This is a genomic window from Enterobacter cloacae complex sp. SHL020 (genome assembly GCF_049236945.1).
In the GTDB taxonomy this organism is placed as follows: domain Bacteria; phylum Pseudomonadota; class Gammaproteobacteria; order Enterobacterales; family Enterobacteriaceae; genus Enterobacter; species Enterobacter dykesii.
The window spans coordinates 791,782-810,160 of sequence record NZ_JBMKJF010000002.1; the positions used below are offsets into that span (position 1 = coordinate 791,782).

The 18,379-nt window shown below is 57.2% G+C and carries 14 protein-coding genes, 1 tRNA gene and 1 pseudogene; 9 read left to right on the forward strand and 7 right to left on the reverse strand.

Translation table 11 applies throughout. The annotated features are described in order from the left end of the window. Positions 1–11: 11 nt before the first annotated feature. Both rutB and rutA read right to left on the reverse strand, forming a co-directional pair. Positions 12–701: a pyrimidine utilization protein B gene (gene rutB, locus ACOTZB_RS08850; RefSeq protein WP_421626925.1), complete on the reverse strand. Its 690-nt coding sequence runs from the start codon at positions 699–701 to the stop codon at positions 12–14. After that, positions 701–1,792: a pyrimidine utilization protein A gene (gene rutA, locus ACOTZB_RS08855; protein WP_421626926.1), complete on the reverse strand. Its 1,092-nt coding sequence runs from the start codon at positions 1,790–1,792 to the stop codon at positions 701–703. The genes rutB and rutA overlap by 1 nt, the downstream gene beginning before the upstream one ends. Positions 1,793–2,037: 245 nt before the next feature. Here rutA and rutR point away from each other — a divergent pair, with 245 nt between their 5' ends. Beyond that, the gene (gene rutR, locus ACOTZB_RS08860) at positions 2,038–2,676 is read left to right on the forward strand and encodes an HTH-type transcriptional regulator RutR (protein ID WP_023311087.1); all 639 of its coding nucleotides are present in this window, start codon (positions 2,038–2,040) and stop codon (positions 2,674–2,676) included. On the opposite strand, the gene ACOTZB_RS08865 is transcribed toward rutR, so the two are convergent. Both ACOTZB_RS08865 and putA read right to left on the reverse strand, forming a co-directional pair. Continuing rightward, the gene (locus tag ACOTZB_RS08865) at positions 2,673–3,068 is read right to left on the reverse strand and encodes a lysozyme inhibitor LprI family protein (RefSeq protein ID WP_045401798.1); all 396 of its coding nucleotides are present in this window, start codon (positions 3,066–3,068) and stop codon (positions 2,673–2,675) included. The genes rutR and ACOTZB_RS08865 overlap by 4 nt on opposite strands. Positions 3,069–3,119: 51 nt before the next feature. Further along, on the reverse strand, positions 3,120–7,082 hold the full coding sequence (gene putA, locus ACOTZB_RS08870) for a trifunctional transcriptional regulator/proline dehydrogenase/L-glutamate gamma-semialdehyde dehydrogenase (RefSeq protein ID WP_421626927.1): 3,963 nt from the start codon (positions 7,080–7,082) through the stop codon (positions 3,120–3,122). A 422-nt stretch (positions 7,083–7,504) separates the two neighbouring features. Here putA and putP point away from each other — a divergent pair, with 422 nt between their 5' ends. Continuing rightward, positions 7,505–9,013, forward strand: a complete 1,509-nt coding sequence (gene putP, locus ACOTZB_RS08875; RefSeq protein WP_149323878.1) for a sodium/proline symporter PutP — start codon at positions 7,505–7,507, stop codon at positions 9,011–9,013. 115 nt (positions 9,014–9,128) lie between these two features. Further along, positions 9,129–9,548 carry a DUF3574 domain-containing protein gene (locus tag ACOTZB_RS08880; RefSeq protein WP_421626928.1) on the forward strand — a complete coding sequence of 140 codons (420 nt, stop codon included), beginning with the start codon at positions 9,129–9,131 and terminating at the stop codon, positions 9,546–9,548. 31 nt (positions 9,549–9,579) lie between these two features. Here the strand turns inward: ACOTZB_RS08880 and ACOTZB_RS08885 are convergent, their stop codons facing one another. Then, positions 9,580–10,764 carry a NupC/NupG family nucleoside CNT transporter gene (locus tag ACOTZB_RS08885; protein ID WP_421626929.1) on the reverse strand — a complete coding sequence of 395 codons (1,185 nt, stop codon included), beginning with the start codon at positions 10,762–10,764 and terminating at the stop codon, positions 9,580–9,582. Between the two features lie 251 nt (positions 10,765–11,015). Here ACOTZB_RS08885 and efeU point away from each other — a divergent pair, with 251 nt between their 5' ends. The 6 genes from efeU to ACOTZB_RS08915 all read left to right on the forward strand — a co-directional run bounded on the left by efeU (position 11,016) and on the right by ACOTZB_RS08915 (position 17,487). After that, positions 11,016–11,849: an iron uptake transporter permease EfeU gene (efeU, locus tag ACOTZB_RS08890; RefSeq protein ID WP_421626930.1), complete on the forward strand. Its 834-nt coding sequence runs from the start codon at positions 11,016–11,018 to the stop codon at positions 11,847–11,849. A gap of 40 nt (positions 11,850–11,889) precedes the next feature. Beyond that, entirely contained in the window at positions 11,890–13,017 is a 1,128-nt protein-coding gene (gene efeO, locus ACOTZB_RS08895; protein ID WP_421626931.1) for an iron uptake system protein EfeO, read from the forward strand. A gap of 5 nt (positions 13,018–13,022) precedes the next feature. Then, entirely contained in the window at positions 13,023–14,306 is a 1,284-nt protein-coding gene (gene efeB / locus ACOTZB_RS08900) for an iron uptake transporter deferrochelatase/peroxidase subunit (RefSeq protein ID WP_126328211.1), read from the forward strand. Positions 14,307–14,503: 197 nt separating this feature from the next. Then, positions 14,504–14,827, forward strand: a complete 324-nt coding sequence (locus ACOTZB_RS08905; protein ID WP_200882519.1) for a hypothetical protein — start codon at positions 14,504–14,506, stop codon at positions 14,825–14,827. After that, positions 14,806–15,597, forward strand: coding sequence for a phosphate starvation-inducible protein PhoH (phoH, locus tag ACOTZB_RS08910; protein ID WP_029740192.1), 792 nt, complete (start codon positions 14,806–14,808; stop codon positions 15,595–15,597). Before ACOTZB_RS08905 ends, phoH begins: the two co-directional genes overlap by 22 nt. Positions 15,598–15,990: 393 nt before the next feature. Beyond that, entirely contained in the window at positions 15,991–17,487 is a 1,497-nt protein-coding gene (locus tag ACOTZB_RS08915; protein WP_421626932.1) for an alanine/glycine:cation symporter family protein, read from the forward strand. Between the two features lie 250 nt (positions 17,488–17,737). Here ACOTZB_RS08915 and ACOTZB_RS08920 read toward each other — a convergent pair. Next, positions 17,738–17,825 (reverse strand) — tRNA-Ser (locus ACOTZB_RS08920). Positions 17,826–17,972: 147 nt separating this feature from the next. Beyond that, positions 17,973–18,149: pseudogene (locus ACOTZB_RS08925) on the reverse strand (hydrolase); the annotation flags it as partial. Positions 18,150–18,379 lie beyond the last annotated feature (230 nt).

Here is an 18,379-nt window from a genome sequence, read left to right on the forward strand (position 1 = left end):
CAGGTGTCTCCTCAGGCGATACGGGCGAGCGGGGGATTCAGGGCGTCGCAGAACTCCGCAACGCTGCTGACCCAGCCAAAAAAGGTTTCAATATTGAACAGGGCCGCCTTTTGGGCAAACTCCGGCCCGGCCTGGTGGGTCGCGTCTTCCAGCACCACGCCGAAATACTCGAGGAAGAAGCCGTCGCGCAGGGTCGACTCCACGCAGACGTTGGTGGCGATGCCGGTAAAGACCAGGTGGCGAATGCCCCTGCTGCGCAGCAGGCTGTCGAGCGGCGTGTTGAAAAAGCCGCTGTAGCGCGGTTTGGGCAGGACAATATCGCCCGCCTGCGGGACCAGCTCATCCACCAGCTGATAGTCCCAGCCGCCTTTCGCCAGCAGCTTGCCCTGCAGTTCGGGCCGTTTACGCATGGTTTTCAGGGCGTTCGACTTGTGGAAGTTGGGCGAGCCGGGGCCGCCTGCCTCGACATACAGCTCATCCCAGCCGTTCTGGAACCAGATGATGAGCATGCCCGCGGCGCGCGCGGCGGCGACGGCGGTTTTAATGTTCTCAATCACCGGCCGGGTGGCGGAGACGTCGAACCCCGCCAGATCCAGATAACCGCCCTGGCTGGCGTAGGCGTTTTGCATGTCCACCACGATCAGTGCGCTCTGCTCCGGCGCAAAGGTGATGGCTTCCGGGCGTGCGTTAAGGGTCGTCATTACGCCACCTCCTTCGTGACGGCAGGGATGTGGGCGCGGCACTGCATCAGCGGCTGGATGCGCTCGCCGAAGGTCTCCACGCCGGTGAGGAAATCGTCGAAGGTCAGCAGAACGCCTTCCGCACCGGGCACGGCCGCCACTTCGTCAAGCATTCTGGCGACGCTGGCATAAGAGCCGACCAGCGTGCCCATGTTGATATTGACGGCGGAGGTCGGGTCGGCCATCTGGCGAACGTTGGTATCCGCCCCGGAGCGGGTATCCTTCTGGCTCTGTTCGGTGAGCCAGCTCAGGGCCTCCTCGTCGGCGCCGTCCTTATAGCGCTCCCATTTCGCGCGCGCGGCATCGTCGGTTTCGTCGGCGATCACCATGAACAGCACGTAGGAGCCCACGTCGCGCCCGGTTTTGTCGGCGGCCTCTTTCATGCGCGCGGCGGTCGGGGCGAAGGCGGCAGGCGTGTTAACGCCTTTACCGAAGCAGAAGTTAAAGTCGGCGTATTTCGCCGAGAATTCCATCCCCGCGTCGCTCTGCCCGGCGCAAATCACCTTCATCGGCACCGACGGCTGCGGGCTGACGCGACAGTCGTTCATGGTGAAGAAATCACCTTTGAAATCGCTTTTGCCGGTCCCCCACAGGTCGCGCAGCACCTGCACGTATTCGGTCAGGTAGTCGTAGCGACGCGAGAAGTAATCGTCACCCGGCCAGAGCCCCATCTGCTCGTACTCGGGTTTTTGCCAGCCGGTGACCAGATTGACGCCAAAGCGCCCGCCGGAGATCGAGTCGATGGTGGAGGCCATGCGCGCCACGATCGCCGGGGGCAGGGTGAGCGTGGCGGCGGTGGCGTAGATCTGGATCCGCGAGGTGACCGCGGCCAGCCCGGCCATCAGGGTAAAGGACTCCAGGTTGTGGTCCCAGAATTCGGTTTTGCCGCCAAAGCCGCGCAGCTTGATCATCGAAAGCGCAAAGTCGAAATGGTAGTGCTCCGCTTTCTGCACGATGGCTTTATTGAGGTCAAAGGTCGGCATGTATTGCGGTGCAGTGGTCGAGATAAGCCAGCCGTTGTTGCCGATGGGTACAAATACGCCAATTTTCATCACGAACCTCTCTTCATTACGTCGCAGGTGTAACGGTGTTTTTGCAAAGGCAGTGCCAGTTTTGAAAATGGCTGTGTTATTAATGTGTTAATCAGAAGTTGGTGGGTTGGTGCGGCTAAATGTGGACTAACTGGTCAAAAACATTGCACAGAAAACAGGCATTCATGCGCGATGGGAGTGCAGAATGTCGTGGCGAGTCGGGGGTTTTGCTATGCTGAGGGCAACGCAGAATAAGGAGAGCGGGAATGACACAAGGCGCAGTGAAAACACCAGGTAAACGTTCGCAGGCGGTGAGCGCCAAGAAGCAGGCGATCCTCAGCGCGGCGCTGGAGACTTTTTCGCAGTTTGGTATTCACGGCACGCGCCTGGAGCAGGTGGCGGAGCAGTCCGGCGTATCCAAAACCAATCTGCTTTACTACTACCCGTCGAAAGAGGCGCTCTATGTGGCGGTGATGCAGCAGATCCTCGATATCTGGCTGGCGCCCCTTAAAGCGTTCCGCGCAGAGCTGGCCCCGCTGGTGGCTATCAAGGAGTACATTCGCCTGAAGCTGGAGGTGTCGCGCGATTACCCGCAGGCATCAAGGCTGTTTTGTCTTGAGATGCTGCAGGGCGCGCCGCTGCTGCAGGCGGAATTAACCGGCGATCTAAAACAGCTGGTGGACGATAAGTCGGCCATTATTGCCGGATGGGTCGCCAGCGGAAAGCTGGCCCCGGTCGACCCGCATCATCTGATCTTTATGATTTGGGCCTCCACTCAGCATTACGCTGACTTTGCGGCCCAGGTTGAGGCGGTGACCGGTAAAACGCTCCAGGACGAGGCGTTTTTCCACAGCACCCTCGAAAACGTGCAGCGGATGATTATCGAAGGGATCCGCCTGCGCTAGTTCCCCGGCGGGAGAGGGCAGCTTAAGTCGCCCTCTTCACACTGCATCAGCGAGGCCAGAAACGCTTCGCGCTCCACGGTTTTTTCCGCCAGGCACTGGTTAACAATCATTGGCTGGACGCTCCCGCCTTCCGTCCCCGAACCGATAAACGCGCAGTCCGCATCGCGCAGTGTAATCCACGCCTGCTGCGCTTTTTTCAGCAGGTCGCGCTGGGGGGCAGCAGCGCGCTTAACGGCCGCCTGATACGTCTGGTTAAGCTTTTTATCGGCAGCCTGGTACTGCTGCGCGCTACAGGTATTCAGTTCAAGCTGGGTGGTCGCGTTGTCGCACTCGTCGGCCAGCGCGCTGGCGCTCAGCAGCAGTGCCGCACTGGCGATAAGATATCGTTTCATATACTCCCCAATAAAATAAGGCTCCGTCTCCGGAGCCTTATTAGCACAGCGTTAGCCTATTGTCATCAGGCTGGCGTTACCGCCTGCCGCCGCGGTGTTGACGCTGAGCGAGCGCTCCACGTACAGACGCTCAAGCAGCAGGTTAGTTTCCCCGCGGGCAAAGCCCTGCACCGAAACAATCGCCCCGCTGCGGGCCGCAACCTGCTCGCAGAGTTCGCGCAGCTGGTCGGAATCACCGTGGTAAATTACGGCATCAAACGGCTGCGTCAGCAGCGCATCGGCCTTCGCAAAGCGAATGCGGGCTGAGACTGCTTTAGGCAGCTGTTTGGCGAGATCGCGATGCAGGGCATCTTCCGGCCACAGCACTTCACAACCGGTTGCCATCGCGGCGGCCAGCTGCACCAGCGCGTCCTGCTCGCTATCGGCCACGCACAGCACGCGCTCGCGCGGCATCAGCGTCCAGGTGTTGCGCTCGCCGGTTGGACCCGGCAGCAGACGCTGGGTACCGGCCTGCGCCAGCTCGCCGTACTGCTTCGCGACGGCACGCAGTTCAGGACGTTTTTCTGCCCATGTAATGAGCGCCTCCAGCGGCTGGGTCAGTACGGTTTTCAGCTGCGCATCCACCGGATAGTCCGCATCCTGGCGTGCCAGGGTGACGCCCAGCGCGTTCTCAGGACGGTTCGCCAGCAGACGGTACAGGTAGAGCGGACCGCCCGCTTTCGGACCGGTGCCGGAAAGGCCTTCACCGCCGAACGGCTGCACGCCCACGACCGCACCAACCATGTTGCGGTTAACGTACAGGTTGCCCACTTTGGCGCTGCCGGTGACCTGTGCGATGGTCTCGTCGATGCGGGTATGCACGCCGAGCGTAAGGCCATAGCCGGAGGCGTTGATCTGCTCAACCAGCTCCTTGAGGTTGTTACGGTTGTAGCGCACCACGTGCAGCACCGGGCCAAAGACCTCTTTTTTCAGCTCGTCGAAGCTTGCCAGCTCAATCAGCGTTGGCGGCACAAAGGTGCCGGTCCGCCATTCGCGGGTATCTTCGCTGTTCTCGCGCACCGCCTGGAACACCGGACGGCCTTTCGCGCGCATGGTCTGAATGTGGTTTTCTATGTTGGCTTTGGCTTCCGCGTCAATCACCGGCCCGATGTCGGTGGTGAGACGGCCCGGGTTGCCCATGCGGCATTCGGCCATCGCGCCGCGCAGCATCTTCAGCGTGTGGTCCGCCACGTCGTCCTGCAGGCACAGCACGCGCAGGGCGGAGCAGCGCTGACCGGCGCTGTCGAAGGCGGAGGCCAGCACATCGACCACCACCTGCTCGGTGAGGGCAGAGGAGTCGACGATCATGGCGTTCATCCCGCCGGTTTCCGCGACGAGCGGCGTAGGGCGACCCTGGGCATCCAGACGGGTGGCAATATTGCGCTGCAGCAGAGACGCCACTTCGGTCGAACCGGTAAACATCACGCCGCGCACGCGGTTATCGGAGGTCAGTTTGGCACCGACCGTTTCACCGCGGCCCGGCAGCAGCTGAACCACGCCCGCCGGCACGCCGGCTTCCAGAAGAATGTTGATGCCCTGCGCGGCAATCAGCGGGGTCTGCTCTGCCGGTTTTGCCAGCACGCTGTTGCCAGCGGCCAGCGCGGCGGCAATCTGGCCGGTGAAGATCGCCAGCGGGAAGTTCCACGGGCTGATACAGACGACCGGGCCGAGCGGACGGTGGGTTTCGTTATCGAAATCATCGCGCACCTGACCGGCATAGTAGTGCAGGAAGTCGACGGCCTCGCGCACTTCGGCGATGGCGTTGCTGAAGGTTTTACCCGCCTCGCGCACCAGAATGCCGATGAGCGACTGCATCTGATCTTCCATCAGCACCGCCGCGCGTTCCAGAATGGCGGCACGCTCCTGCGGCGGCGTGGCGAACCAGATAGAGGCGTTGTTCACCGCGCTGTCCAGCGCCTGATCCACTTCTGCTTCGGTCGCTTCACGCGCGTAGCCGACGATATCCTTCGGCTCGGCCGGGTTGATCACCGGCTGCATTTCGCCGTCAGCAACCGGCTGCTCCAGCATCGGTTTCGCCTGCCACTTCTGCAGCGCGCTGTTGAGCAGGGCAGAGGAGAGGGACGCCAGACGGTGTTCGTTGGCGAGATCCAGACCCGCCGAGTTGACGCGGCCTTTGCCGTACAGCTCGCGCGGCAGGGCAATCTTCGGATGCGGCAGGCCAATCTGGCCTTCCTGTGCCGCCATCTTCTCAACGGCCTGCACCGGATCGGCCACCAGCTCGTCCAGCGGTAGCGTGGTGTCGGCGATGCGGTTAACGAAGGAGGTGTTCGCGCCGTTTTCCAGCAGACGACGCACCAGGTACGCCAGCAGGGTTTCGTGCGTTCCCACCGGAGCATAGATTCGGCATGGGCGGTTCAGCTTGCCGTCCGCCACTTTACCGGTCACCTGCTCGTACAGCGGTTCACCCATGCCGTGCAGGCACTGGAACTCGTACTGGCCCGGATAGTAGTTTTGCCCGGCCAGGCTGTAGATCGCCGCCAGGGTGTGGGCGTTGTGGGTAGCGAACTGCGGATAGATCAGATTCGGCACGCCGAGCAGCTTTTTCGCACAGGCGAGGTAAGAGACGTCGGTGTAAACCTTGCGGGTATAGACCGGATAGCCTTCCAGCCCTTCCATCTGGGCGCGTTTGATTTCGCTGTCCCAGTAGGCGCCTTTCACCAGACGGATCATCAGGCGGCGGCGGCTGCGGCTGGCCAGGTCAATCAGGTAATCAATGACGAACGGGCAGCGCTTCTGGTAGGCCTGGATCACGAAGCCAATGCCGTTCCAGCCAGCCAGCTCCGGCTCGAAGCACAGTTTTTCCAGCAGATCGAGGGAGATCTCCAGACGGTCGGCCTCTTCGGCGTCGATGTTGATGCCGATGTCATACTGGCGCGCCAGCAGGGTTAGCGACTTCAGGCGCGGATAGAGTTCTTCCATCACGCGGTCGTACTGCGCGCGGCTGTAGCGCGGGTGCAGGGCGGAGAGCTTGATAGAGATGCCCGGGCCTTCATAAATACCGCGACCGTTGGACGCTTTACCGATGGCGTGGATCGCCTGCTGGTAAGAGACCATGTAGGCCTGCGCGTCGGCGGCGGTCAGGGCCGCTTCGCCCAGCATGTCGTACGAATAGCGGAAACCTTTATCTTCCAGCTTGCGGGCGTTCGCCAGCGCTTCGGCAATGGTTTCTCCGGTCACAAACTGCTCGCCCATCAGGCGCATCGCCATGTCCACGCCTTTGCGGATCAGCGGCTCGCCGCTCTTGCCGATGATGCGGTTCAGGGAGCGGGAGAGGTTGGCTTCGTTATGGGTTGAGACCAGCTTGCCTGTAAACAGCAGGCCCCAGGTGGCGGCGTTGACGAACAGCGACGGGCTGCGGCCAATGTGGGAATGCCAGTTGCCGTTGCTGATCTTGTCGCGGATCAGCGCGTCGCGGGTGGCTTTATCCGGGATACGCAGCAGCGCTTCCGCCAGGCACATCAGCGCCACGCCTTCCTGAGAGGAGAGGGAAAACTCCTGCAGCAGACCCTGGACCATCCCGGCGCGGCCGGTGGCGGTTTTCTGGTTGCGCAGCTTATCGGCTAACTGATACGCCAGGCTGTGCGCCTGCGCGGCAATGGCTTCCGGCAGGCGGGCCTGCTCCAGCAGCATCGGCACGGCGTCGGTTTCGGCACGGCGCCAGGCGCCGGTAATGGCGGCACGGCTGACGGACTGCGGCAGGATCTGCTCGGCGAATTCAAGGAACGGCTGATGGTTCTCGTCGCCAGCGGCCGGGGCTTCTTCACTTTCGTTCGCCGCGCCGGCCAGCAGGGCAGGCAGCTCCGGCAGGCCCTCATCGCTCTCGAGTCTTTCGAGATAGTTAAAAATCGCCTGCTTGATTAACCAGTGCGGCGTGCGGTCAATGCGGGTTGCTGCGGTCTTAATCCGTTCGCGGGTTGCGTCATCCAGCTTAACCCCCATGGTGGTCATACCCATGCCAAAGCTCCTGTTGTTCTGTAATAGCGTTCTGTTGATAGCGTGAAATATCCCCCATGTTGCAACTTTGTGCAACCGTGTTAAATGTGACTTGGTTTGCAACCCGGAAAATGAATGGATTGTTAACGAATGGTTAGCCGGAAAAACGCGCTGGCTTTTGCGCGGGAAGCCTGGTTTTATGCGGTAGTTAACACTTTTCAAAGGTGCAACCCGTAAAAGCGTGAGCGAGTGCAACCTATAGGAAACTCGTATCAAACCGGGGATGAAATTGATGTAAATGCAGTGTTAAATCGTTTGTCAGCGGAAGGCGCATACGGCAGGATAGCGCGCCCAACCGAAACACAAGATACATTCACCTCGTTCCGGTGATCATATAACAAGGCAGCCCGGATGGTTGTCGCTCGACATTTTGGAGAATTTGAATGGCTATTAGCACACCGATGCTGGTGACATTTCTCGTTTATATTTTTGGCATGATCCTGATAGGGTTTTTGGCGTGGCGTTCTACAAAGAACTTTGACGACTACATTCTGGGCGGACGCAGTTTAGGCCCGATGGTGACCGCACTCTCTGCGGGCGCATCCGACATGAGCGGCTGGCTGCTGATGGGGCTGCCCGGCGCGATTTTCATCTCCGGTATCTCTGAAAGCTGGATCGCCATCGGTCTGACCGTGGGCGCGTGGATCAACTGGAAGCTGGTGGCAGGCCGTCTGCGCGTGCATACCGAGGCCAACAACAACGCCCTGACGCTGCCGGATTACTTCACCGGACGCTTTGAAGATAACAGCCGCGTTCTGCGCATTATCTCCGCGGTGGTTATTCTGCTGTTCTTCACCATCTACTGCGCCTCCGGCATCGTGGCCGGCGCGCGTCTGTTCGAAAGCACCTTCGGCATGAGCTACGAAACCGCCCTGTGGGCCGGTGCGGCGGCGACCATCCTCTATACCTTCGTAGGCGGGTTCTTGGCGGTAAGCTGGACCGACACCGTGCAGGCGAGCCTGATGATTTTCGCCCTGATCCTGACTCCGGTGATTGTGATTTTCACCGTTGGCGGCTTTGGCGAATCGCTGGAAGTGATCAAGCAGAAGAGCATCGAAAACGTCGACATGCTGAAAGGGCTGAACTTCGTGGCCATCGTCTCCCTGATGGGCTGGGGTCTGGGCTACTTCGGTCAGCCGCATATCCTGGCGCGCTTTATGGCAGCGGATTCTCACCACACCATCGTTCATGCCCGTCGCATCAGCATGACGTGGATGATCCTGTGTCTGGCGGGGGCGTGTGCGGTCGGCTTCTTCGGTATTGCCTACTTCAACAACAACCCGGCGCAGGCGGGCGCGGTCAACCAGAACGCCGAGCGCGTGTTCATCGAGCTGGCGCAAATTCTGTTTAACCCGTGGATTGCCGGTATTCTGCTCTCCGCAATCCTGGCGGCGGTGATGTCTACCCTGAGCTGCCAGCTGCTGGTCTGCTCCAGCGCAATCACCGAAGACCTCTACAAAGCCTTCCTGCGTAAAAACGCGAGCCAGAAAGAGCTGGTGTGGGTAGGGCGCTTTATGGTGCTGGTGGTGGCGCTGGTAGCCATTGCGCTGGCGGCCAACCCGGAGAACCGCGTGCTGGGCCTGGTGAGCTACGCGTGGGCGGGCTTTGGTGCGGCGTTTGGTCCGGTAGTGCTGTTCTCCGTCATGTGGTCACGTATGACCCGTAACGGCGCGCTGGCAGGGATGATTATCGGTGCGGTGACCGTTATCGTCTGGAAACAGTTCGCCTGGCTGGGCCTGTACGAAATCATTCCTGGCTTCATCTTCGGCAGCATCGGAATCGTGGTGTTCAGCCTGCTGGGTAAAGCCCCGTCTGCCTCCATGCAGAAACGCTTTGCTGAGGCCGACGCGCATTACCACACTGCGCCGCCGTCTAAGCTCCAGGCAGAATAATTTTCTTGCTGCACAATGCAGGCCGGGTGAGCGCAAGCGCACCCGGCTTTTTTCTTGCCAAAATCCGTAATTTCCTGTGATATCCATGTGCTTATAACAATGAGGATAGCGAAGCATGACAATCAAAACAGGGGTAATGGCAGCGGCATTAATGATGCTCGCTGGCTGCACGGCGCCATCGCAGCACGCGGCGGTGGAGACCTGCAAAGCGGATAACCAGATGCAGCAAACCACGCTCTATTTCGGCTTAAATCGTCCTGCCGGGGCGCAAATCACCAGCAACGAGTGGCAGCAGTTTGTCGATCAGGACGTGACGCCGCGTTTCCGCGATGGCTTAACGGTGTTTGACGCGCGCGGGCAGTGGCTGGGGAACGACGGGAAAGTGGCGCGCGAACCCAGCAAAGCATTGATGCTGATCCACGGTAAAGATGCGCAGAGCGAGAAGAACATCGAAGCGTTACGCGGGATTTACAAGTCACGCTTCGCGCAGGAGTCGGTGATGCGGGTCGATCAGCCGGTGTGCGTGCAGTTCTGATAAAAACGGCGGGATAACCCGCCGTTCTCACTTACAGCACAAGACCCGCGAAGCTCGCCGACAGCAGGCTCACCAGCGTCGCGCCGTACACCAGACGCAAACCGAAACGCGACACCACGTTCCCCTGCTGTTCGTTCAGGCCCTTAATCCCCCCGGCCACGATGCCGATGGACGCGAAGTTCGCGAAGGATACCAGGAAGACGGATAAAATCCCCAGCCCGCGCGGGGACATCTGATGCGCGATTTTTTGCAGCTCAATCATCGCCACAAATTCATTCGCCACCAGCTTGGTTGCCATAATACTCCCCGCGTTCAGGGCGTCGCTCAGCGGAATCCCCACCAGCCACGCCAGGGGATAAAATACGTAACCCAGGATCTGCTGGAAGCTCATGCCAAATACGCTGGAGAAGAGGGCGTTAACGGCGCTAATAAGCGCGATAAAGCCTATCAGCATGGCCAGAATAATCATCGCCACCTTAAAACCGGCCAGAATATACTCGCCGAGCATCTCGAAGAAGCTCTGCGATTCGTGCAGTTTTTCCAGCTTGATATCCGACTCCGCTTCCGGGCGCGCCGGGTTGATGACGGAGAGAATAATAAAGGTGCTGAACATGTTCAGAATCAGCGCGGCGACGACAAATTTGGCGTCGAGCATGGTCATATAGGCGCCGACAATCGACAGGGAGACCGTCGACATGGCCGTGGCCGCCATGGTGAAGAGACGACGAGAGGAGAGATCGCCCAGCACGCCTTTGTAGGCAATGAAGTTTTCCGACTGGCCGAGGATCAGCGAACTCACCGCGTTAAAGGATTCCAGCTTGCCCATACCGTTCAGTTTCGACAGCAGCGTACCGATGACCCGAATAAAAATCGGCAGGATCCGCCAGTGCTGAAGAATACCAATCAGCGCGGAAATAAAAATAATCGGGCAAAGCACGCCGAGGAAAATGAACGCCAGCCCTTTTTCCCCCATTCCGCCAAAGACGAAATTGGTGCCTTCGCCGGCAAATTTAAGCAGTGACTCAAAGAATCCGGAGACGTATTTAATCAGGAATAACCCGCTTTCGGCGTGCAGGAAAAAGAACGCCAGGGCAATCTCAATGACAATAAGCTGTAAAACATAACGAATGCGAATTTTTCGGCGGTCGAAACTCACCAGCCAGGCGAGCGCAAGAATAATCACCAGCGCCAGCAGGAAATGGACAATCTTAAACATGGTTTATTTTCAGTTGGTTTTTGAGAAGGATATTTAGCCACAGCGCTGGTTAACCGTAAATGGGCAATTTTATTATAACTTATAAACTTAACGGTAACGTTGGCAACTATTAACAGGCTTTGCGTTTACAACTCGTCATCAAAACACCGCACATTTCGCTTGTGTTTATTTTCGCCGTAATGATAATCACTATCACAAGAATTTACCTTTCTTTGCATCAGTTGACCGCGATAAACATTTAAGGTGTCGGCATGTTTGTTCCATTTCTCATTATGTTACGTGAAGGGCTTGAAGCTGCCCTTATCGTGAGCCTCATCGCCAGTTATCTGAAGCGAACCCAGCGCGGACGCTGGATTGGCGTCATGTGGGTCGGGGTATTCCTTGCTGCAGCACTCTGTCTGGGCCTTGGTATCCTCATCAACGAAACCACCGGGGAGTTCCCGCAGAAAGAGCAGGAGCTGTTTGAGGGGATCGTCGCCGTAATTGCGGTGGTGATCCTTACCTGGATGGTGTTCTGGATGCGTAAAGTCTCCCGTAACGTGAAGGTGCAGCTGGAGCAGGCGGTGGATAACGCCCTGCAAAAGGGGAACAACCACGGCTGGGCGCTCATTATGATGGTCTTTTTCGCCGTCGCGCGTGAAGGCCTTGAGTCCGTTTTCTTCCTGCTGGCGGCGTTTCAGCAGGATGTGGGGATCTGGCCGCCGCTGGGGGCCATGCTTGGGCTGGCAACCGCCGTGGTGCTGGGCTTTCTGCTCTACTGGGGCGGTATTCGCCTGAATCTGGGCGCGTTCTTCAAGTGGACCAGCCTGTTTATTCTGCTGGTGGCTGCGGGGCTGGCGGCGGGGGCGATACGCGCCTTCCACGAGGCGGGCCTGTGGAACCATTTCCAGGACGTGGCGTTTGACCTCAGCAACGTGCTCTCCACCCATTCTCTGACCGGCACCCTGCTCGAAGGTATCTTCGGCTATCAGGAAACGCCGAGCGTCAGCGAAGTGGCGATGTACTTTATTTATCTGGTTCCGGCGCTGGTGCTGTTCGCTATGCCGCCGCGTACCGGCAAGCAGGCGTCGCGCGCGACGCCGTAATCTTTGATTTAGTTACAACATACTTATAAAGGGAAGAGTCATGGCAATTCAGTTCCGTCGTAGTGCGTTATGCGCAGGCATTGCCGCGCTGTTCGCTTCTGCATTCTCCGCCTGGGGCGCGGATGTTCCTCAGGTTAAAGTCACCGTCAATGACAAGCAGTGTGAGCCGATGACCCTCACGGTCAACAGCGGCAAAACCCAGTTTATCATCCAGAACCATAGCCAGAAGGCGCTGGAGTGGGAGATCCTCAAAGGCGTAATGGTGGTGGAAGAGCGCGAAAACATCGCCCCTGGCTTCAGCCAGAAGATGACCGCCAACCTGCAGCCGGGGGAGTACGAGATGACCTGCGGCCTGCTGACTAATCCGAAAGGCAAGCTGATCGTCAAGGGCAACGCCACGAAGGATGCCGCGAAGGGCGAAGCGCTGCTGAGCCTGGGCGAGGCCATCACCGCCTATAAAGCCTACGTCACTAAAGAGACTGCAGATCTGGTCGCGGGCACCAAAGCCTTTACCGATGCGGTGAAAGCGGGCGATATCGAAAAAGCGAAATCCCTGTATGCGCCAACCCGTCAGCACTACGAGCGTATTGAGCCAATTGCGGAGCTGTTCTCCGATCTTGATGGCAGCATTGATGCCCGTGAAGACGATTACGAGCAGAAAGCGGCCGATCCAAAATTCACCGGCTTCCACCGTCTTGAGAAAGCCCTGTTCGGCGACAGCTCCACCAAAGGGATGGAGAAATACGCCGAGCAGCTAAACGGCGACGTGCTGGAGCTGCAAAAGCGCATCAGCGAGCTGGCCTTCCCGCCGTCAAAAGTGGTGGGCGGCGCGGCCGGTCTGATTGAAGAAGTGGCCGCGAGCAAAATCAGCGGCGAAGAAGATCGCTACAGCCATACCGATCTGTGGGACTTCCAGGCCAACGTCGACGGCGCGCAGAAAATTGTTAACCTCCTGCGTCCTCAGCTGCAGAAAGAGAACGGCGAGCTGCTGGCGAAAGTGGATGCCAACTTTAAGAAAGTCGATACCATCCTGGCGAAGTATCGCACTAAAGACGGGTTTGAAACCTACGACAAGCTGACCGATGCCGACCGTAACGCGCTGAAAGGCCCGATTACCGCCCTGGCGGAAGATCTCTCTCTGCTGCGCGGCGTACTGGGTCTGGACTAAGCACGATGAATAAGCATGACGAATACGACGTGGCGGAACCTTCACGTCGTCGGTTGTTAAAAGGGGTGGGGGCGCTGGGGGGGGCTCTTGCTCTGGCCGGTGGCTGTCCGGTAGCGCATGCGGCGAAACCGCAAAGCGCGCCCGGCACGCTGTCACCCAATGCCCGCATGGAGACGCAGCCGTTTTATGGCGAACATCAGTCGGGCATCCTGACGCCGCAGCAGGCGTCCATGATGCTGGTGGCTTTTGATTCACTGGCGAGCGATAAAGCCGATCTTGAGCGCCTGTTCCGCCTGCTGACGACGCGCATCGCGTTTCTCACCGCCGGTGGACCGGCGCCCGATACGCCGAACCCGCGTCTGCCGCCAATGGACTCCGGTATTCTGGGGCCGTTTATCGCCCCGGATAACCTGACCATTACCGTTTCGCTCGGTGAAACGCTGTTTGATGCGCGCTACGGGCTGGCAAAACAGAAGCCGAAATCGCTGCAGAAAATGACGCGTTTCCCGAATGACTCCCTGGACGCGGCGCTGTGTCATGGCGACCTGCTCCTGCAGATTTGTGCCAATACCCAGGACACGGTGATCCACGCCCTGCGCGATATTATCAAGCACACGCCGGATCTGCTGAGCGTGCGCTGGAAGCGGGAAGGGTTTATCTCTGACCACGCTGCCCGCAGCAAAGGCAAAGAGACGCCGGTTAACCTGCTGGGCTTTAAGGATGGCACGGCCAACCCGGACAGCAGCGATGCGGCGTTGATGAAAGACGTGGTATGGGTGACGGCAGATCAGGGCGAACCGGCGTGGGCGGTGGGCGGCAGCTATCAGGCGGTGCGCATTATCCAGTTCCACGTGGAGTTCTGGGACCGCACGCCGCTCAAGGAGCAGCAGACGATCTTTGGTCGCGATAAGCAAAGCGGCGCGCCGCTTGGCATGAAGAACGAGCATGATGTGCCTGACTACGCGAGCGATCCGAATGGCGACGTCATCGCGCTCGACAGCCATATCCGCCTTGCTAACCCGCGCACTAAAGAGACGCAATCCAGCCTGATGATGCGTCGTGGCTACAGCTATTCGCTCGGCGTGACCAACGCCGGCCAGCTCGATATGGGGCTGCTGTTCGTTTGCTATCAGCACGATCTGGAAAAAGGCTTCCTGACCGTGCAGAAGCGGCTCAACGGCGAAGCGCTGGAAGAGTATATTAAGCCCATCGGCGGCGGCTATTTCTTTGCCCTGCCAGGCGTGCGCGACAGCAACGCGTATCTCGCTCAGGGTCTTATTGAAGCCTGATAATTGTCCCCGCAACCGTTCGCGGGGACATTATTTTTTCATATGACTATCTTGTTGTTATATTTCTGTAATATTCATATATGAGACTGATTCCGCTGCAGGAGCAGTCTTAAAAGTTGCGCTCAGGTAAAATAAATGTTGCATTTATGATAACTCCTGATGTACTTAAGATAAGACAGCGGTAGTTCCCGGCAGTGATGCTGAATCACTATGGAGATCGCGAATGGTTGCGTCCTGTACTGGACAAGGTAAACATAAAAACCGCAGCACCCGGCGCGGAGGCTCAGACTCCGGCAGCGATTTCCTCACCACTAAATTTTCCCCACTCCCTCAAGAATCTGATTCGACCGACGTGCAGAACGGTGCGCGTAGCTGTTCCGTATCGTTATCCGATAAAGCAAGCAATGGCTTACAAGGAAGCCAACCCTCTGATGTTCGTGCGCATAATCGTGCCGAAGCTGGCGCGTGTGATGAATACCAACAACTCAAGGTGCTATCCATGGGAAGACAAAAAGCAGTGATCAAAGCTCGTCGCGAAGCAAAACGTGTGCTGAGACGGGATTCACGTAGCCATAAACAGCGTGAAGAAGAATCGGTCACCTCGCTTGTGCAGATGAGTGGCGTAGAAGCAATTGGCATGGCCCGTGACAGCCGTGATAATTCTCCAATTGTTGCGCGCAATGAGGCTCAGGCGCACTACCTGAATGCTATCGAGAGTAAACAGCTCATCTTTGCAACCGGTGAAGCCGGATGCGGGAAAACCTGGATCAGTGCGGCCAAAGCGGCGGAAGCGCTGATCCATAAGGACGTGGAGAGAATTATTGTTACCCGTCCTGTACTGCAGGCTGATGAAGATCTCGGCTTCCTGCCCGGGGATATTTCGGAGAAGTTTGCTCCGTACTTCAGGCCCGTCTATGACGTGCTGGTGAAGCGACTGGGTGCATCCTTTATGCAGTACTGCCTGCGACCAGAGATTGGCAAGGTGGAAATCGCGCCGTTCGCCTATATGCGCGGACGTACATTTGAAAATGCGGTCGTCATTCTTGACGAGGCTCAGAACGTGACCGCTGCGCAAATGAAGATGTTTTTAACGCGCCTCGGGGAGAACGTGACGGTTATCGTTAACGGCGATATTACCCAGTGTGACCTGCCATCCGGCGTGAAATCCGGGCTGAGCGACGCCATGTCACGTTTTGAGGAAGATGAGATGATTGGGGTGGTACGCTTCACCAAAGAGGACTGCGTGCGTTCAGCGCTCTGTCAGCGCACGCTGCAGGTCTATTCCGACTAAAGGTAAAGCATTATCGTTTTGCCTCTTTCCTGTAATGTCTTCCCGGCGTAATGCCGGGAAGCGTCGTTTATACTCCGCTGAAACTTCCCTTATTTAAGCACCGTATTGCTGAATAAATAATGTCGATTATTAAGTGGGTGATTGCTTTTATTCTTTTTTGCAGAAGTGTGATATGAAGTGATAATACCCACAAAATACCTGTGAATATAATGAGCGCGCTAATTGTTAGTTAAAAATTAAACGTGAATGTTGTCACAGAACATTACTATGAATTAAAAATTAAGTTGGTGTCTTCAGGTGAGTTATCTATGTTTCGTACTTGTTCGAACAAAATTCTAAGAAGAAACACAACAGGGGAGCCTTTTCCCTGAAACATCACGCTGAGGGTCATACATGAACGAACTGGTCGGTGCTATTAATGGTGTAATCTGGAGCCCTGCGTTAATATTCTTATGTCTGGGTGTCGGCCTCTATTTCTCGCTGCGTAGTCGCTTCCTGCAATTACGCCATATCAAACATATGATTACCCTGATGTTCCAGGGGCGTCCTACCGATGCAGGCGTATCGTCATTTCAGGCGCTGACGATGACGCTGGCAGGCCGCGTGGGGACAGGGAATATCGCCGGCGTGGCCACGGCAATAACCTTTGGCGGTCCGGGTGCGCTTTTCTGGATGTGGATAGTCGCTTTTTTAGGTGCCAGCTCTGCATTTGTCGAATCCACCCTGGGACAAGTTTATAAAGAAAAAATTAACGGCGAATATCGCGGCGGTCCTGCCTTTTATATTGAAAAAGGTTTAGGCGTGAAGTGGTACGCATGGTTATTTGCTATTGTGACTATTTTCGCCTGCGGATTATTACTTCCGGGCGTGCAGGCAAACTCGATTGGGGCGAGCCTGGATATTGCGTTTGGCCTGAGTCCGAACGTTACGGCGGCATTACTTGCGGTACTGTTAAGTTTTATTATTTTCGGCGGTGTGAAAAGGATCGCCAGCTTTAGCAGTATGGTCGTTCCATTTATGGCGCTGGGGTATATTATTGTCGCCTGCGTGATTATCGCCATTAATATTAACCAGCTCCCTTCGGTTATTCTGCTGATCTGGAAAAGCGCATTCGGCCTCGAAGCAGGCTTTGGCGCTATTCTCGGTCAGGCCATCATGTGGGGCGTTAAGCGCGGCGTCTATTCCAACGAGGCCGCGCAGGGGACAGGGCCGCATGCATCCTCTGCGGCGGCAGTAAGCCATCCGGTGAAGCAGGGGCTGGTTCAGGCATTCTCAGTCTACATCGACACGCTGTTTGTCTGCTCCGCGACCGGGTTTATGCTGCTGATCACCGGGCTGTATAACGTCCAGGGCGTCGACGGCGCAGCGCTTTATACCGGAATTACAGGCGTTGCCGCGGGTCCTGGCTATGTCCAGACGGCGATGGAAAGTATGATGCCAGGCTTTGGTAATTACTTTGTTGCCATTGCGTTGTTCTTCTTTGCCTTCACAACGATTATTGCCTACTACTATATTGCCGAAACCAATATCGCCTTCATTAACCGTAAAATTCACCGTCCATGGCTGACATTTCTGCTCAAGTTATGCCTGATGGCCTCCACGGTATATGGCACGGTTCGCACTGCGGATCTGGCATGGGGGCTGGGTGATATCGGGGTAGGGCTGATGGCATGGCTCAACATTATTGCTATTGTTCTGTTGCATAAAAAAGCGTTTGCCAGCCTTAAGGATTATGAAATCCAGAATGCGCAGGGGCTGGATCCACAGTTTGACCCGATTCGGCTGGGGATTAAAAATGCGGATTACTGGCTTGATGGGCGTAAGGATGAGGATGGTGCTCAGCCTGAGCAGGTTTCATCGCTGAAAGAAAGCAGCCGTCAGCAAAGTTGAATAGCTGAGGAATAGAATAAAAAAGCCCGGGCATTAGTTCGGGCTTTTTATATAGCTGAGGCGGCTCAGTCCGCACCGGGGGGGATTGACTCGCTTCGCTCGCCCTACGGGCAGCCTGTTCGCTGCGCTCTCAGTCTGTCCAACTGGCTGTCGCCAGTTGTCGAACCCCGGTCGGGGGTTCTCATCCCCCCTTTTCGGAGAATATAAAAGAAAAAAGCCCGTACTTTCGTACGAGCTCTCATCTCGAATATGGCGGTGAGGGGGGGATTCGAACCCCCGATACGTTGCCGTATACACACTTTCCAGGCGTGCTCCTTCAGCCACTCGGACACCTCACCATATTGTTTTGCTGCCTGACCGCTTGGGGGGCAACGGGGCGCTACTATAGGGAGTTGCGCTAACACGGTCAAGCAGATTTTCAGCTTTAGTGCCTGTTCGGTTAAGCATTAATCAGCTCCACGGTTTTTACGTCGTGGCACAGGGGACTAACGCTGTGAATCGAGCGCTTCGCTGTTTATAACCACTTCCCGAGCTTTGCCGTAGCTTTCGATCAGCAGCCGGTAAACCGGGAAGATGTGGGTGTACACCTCAGCCCACTGAGCCGCGTCCTCACGGTTCCAGGTTCTCTGGATCTCGGAGGCCACCGCCGTCGTATCCATGGGCTGGGGCCAACGCAGGCGTTGTTCAAAAACGCTCCCGGCGTTTTTGTGCGGGCAGCCTGTTCGCTGCGCTCTCAGTCTGTCCAACTGGCTGTCGCCAGTTGTCGAACCCCGGTCGGGGGTTCTCATCCCCCCCTTTACGGAGAATATAAAAGAAAAAAGCCCGTACTTTCGTACGAGCTCTCATCTCGAATATGGCGGTGAGGGGGGGATTGACTCGCTTCGCTCGCCCT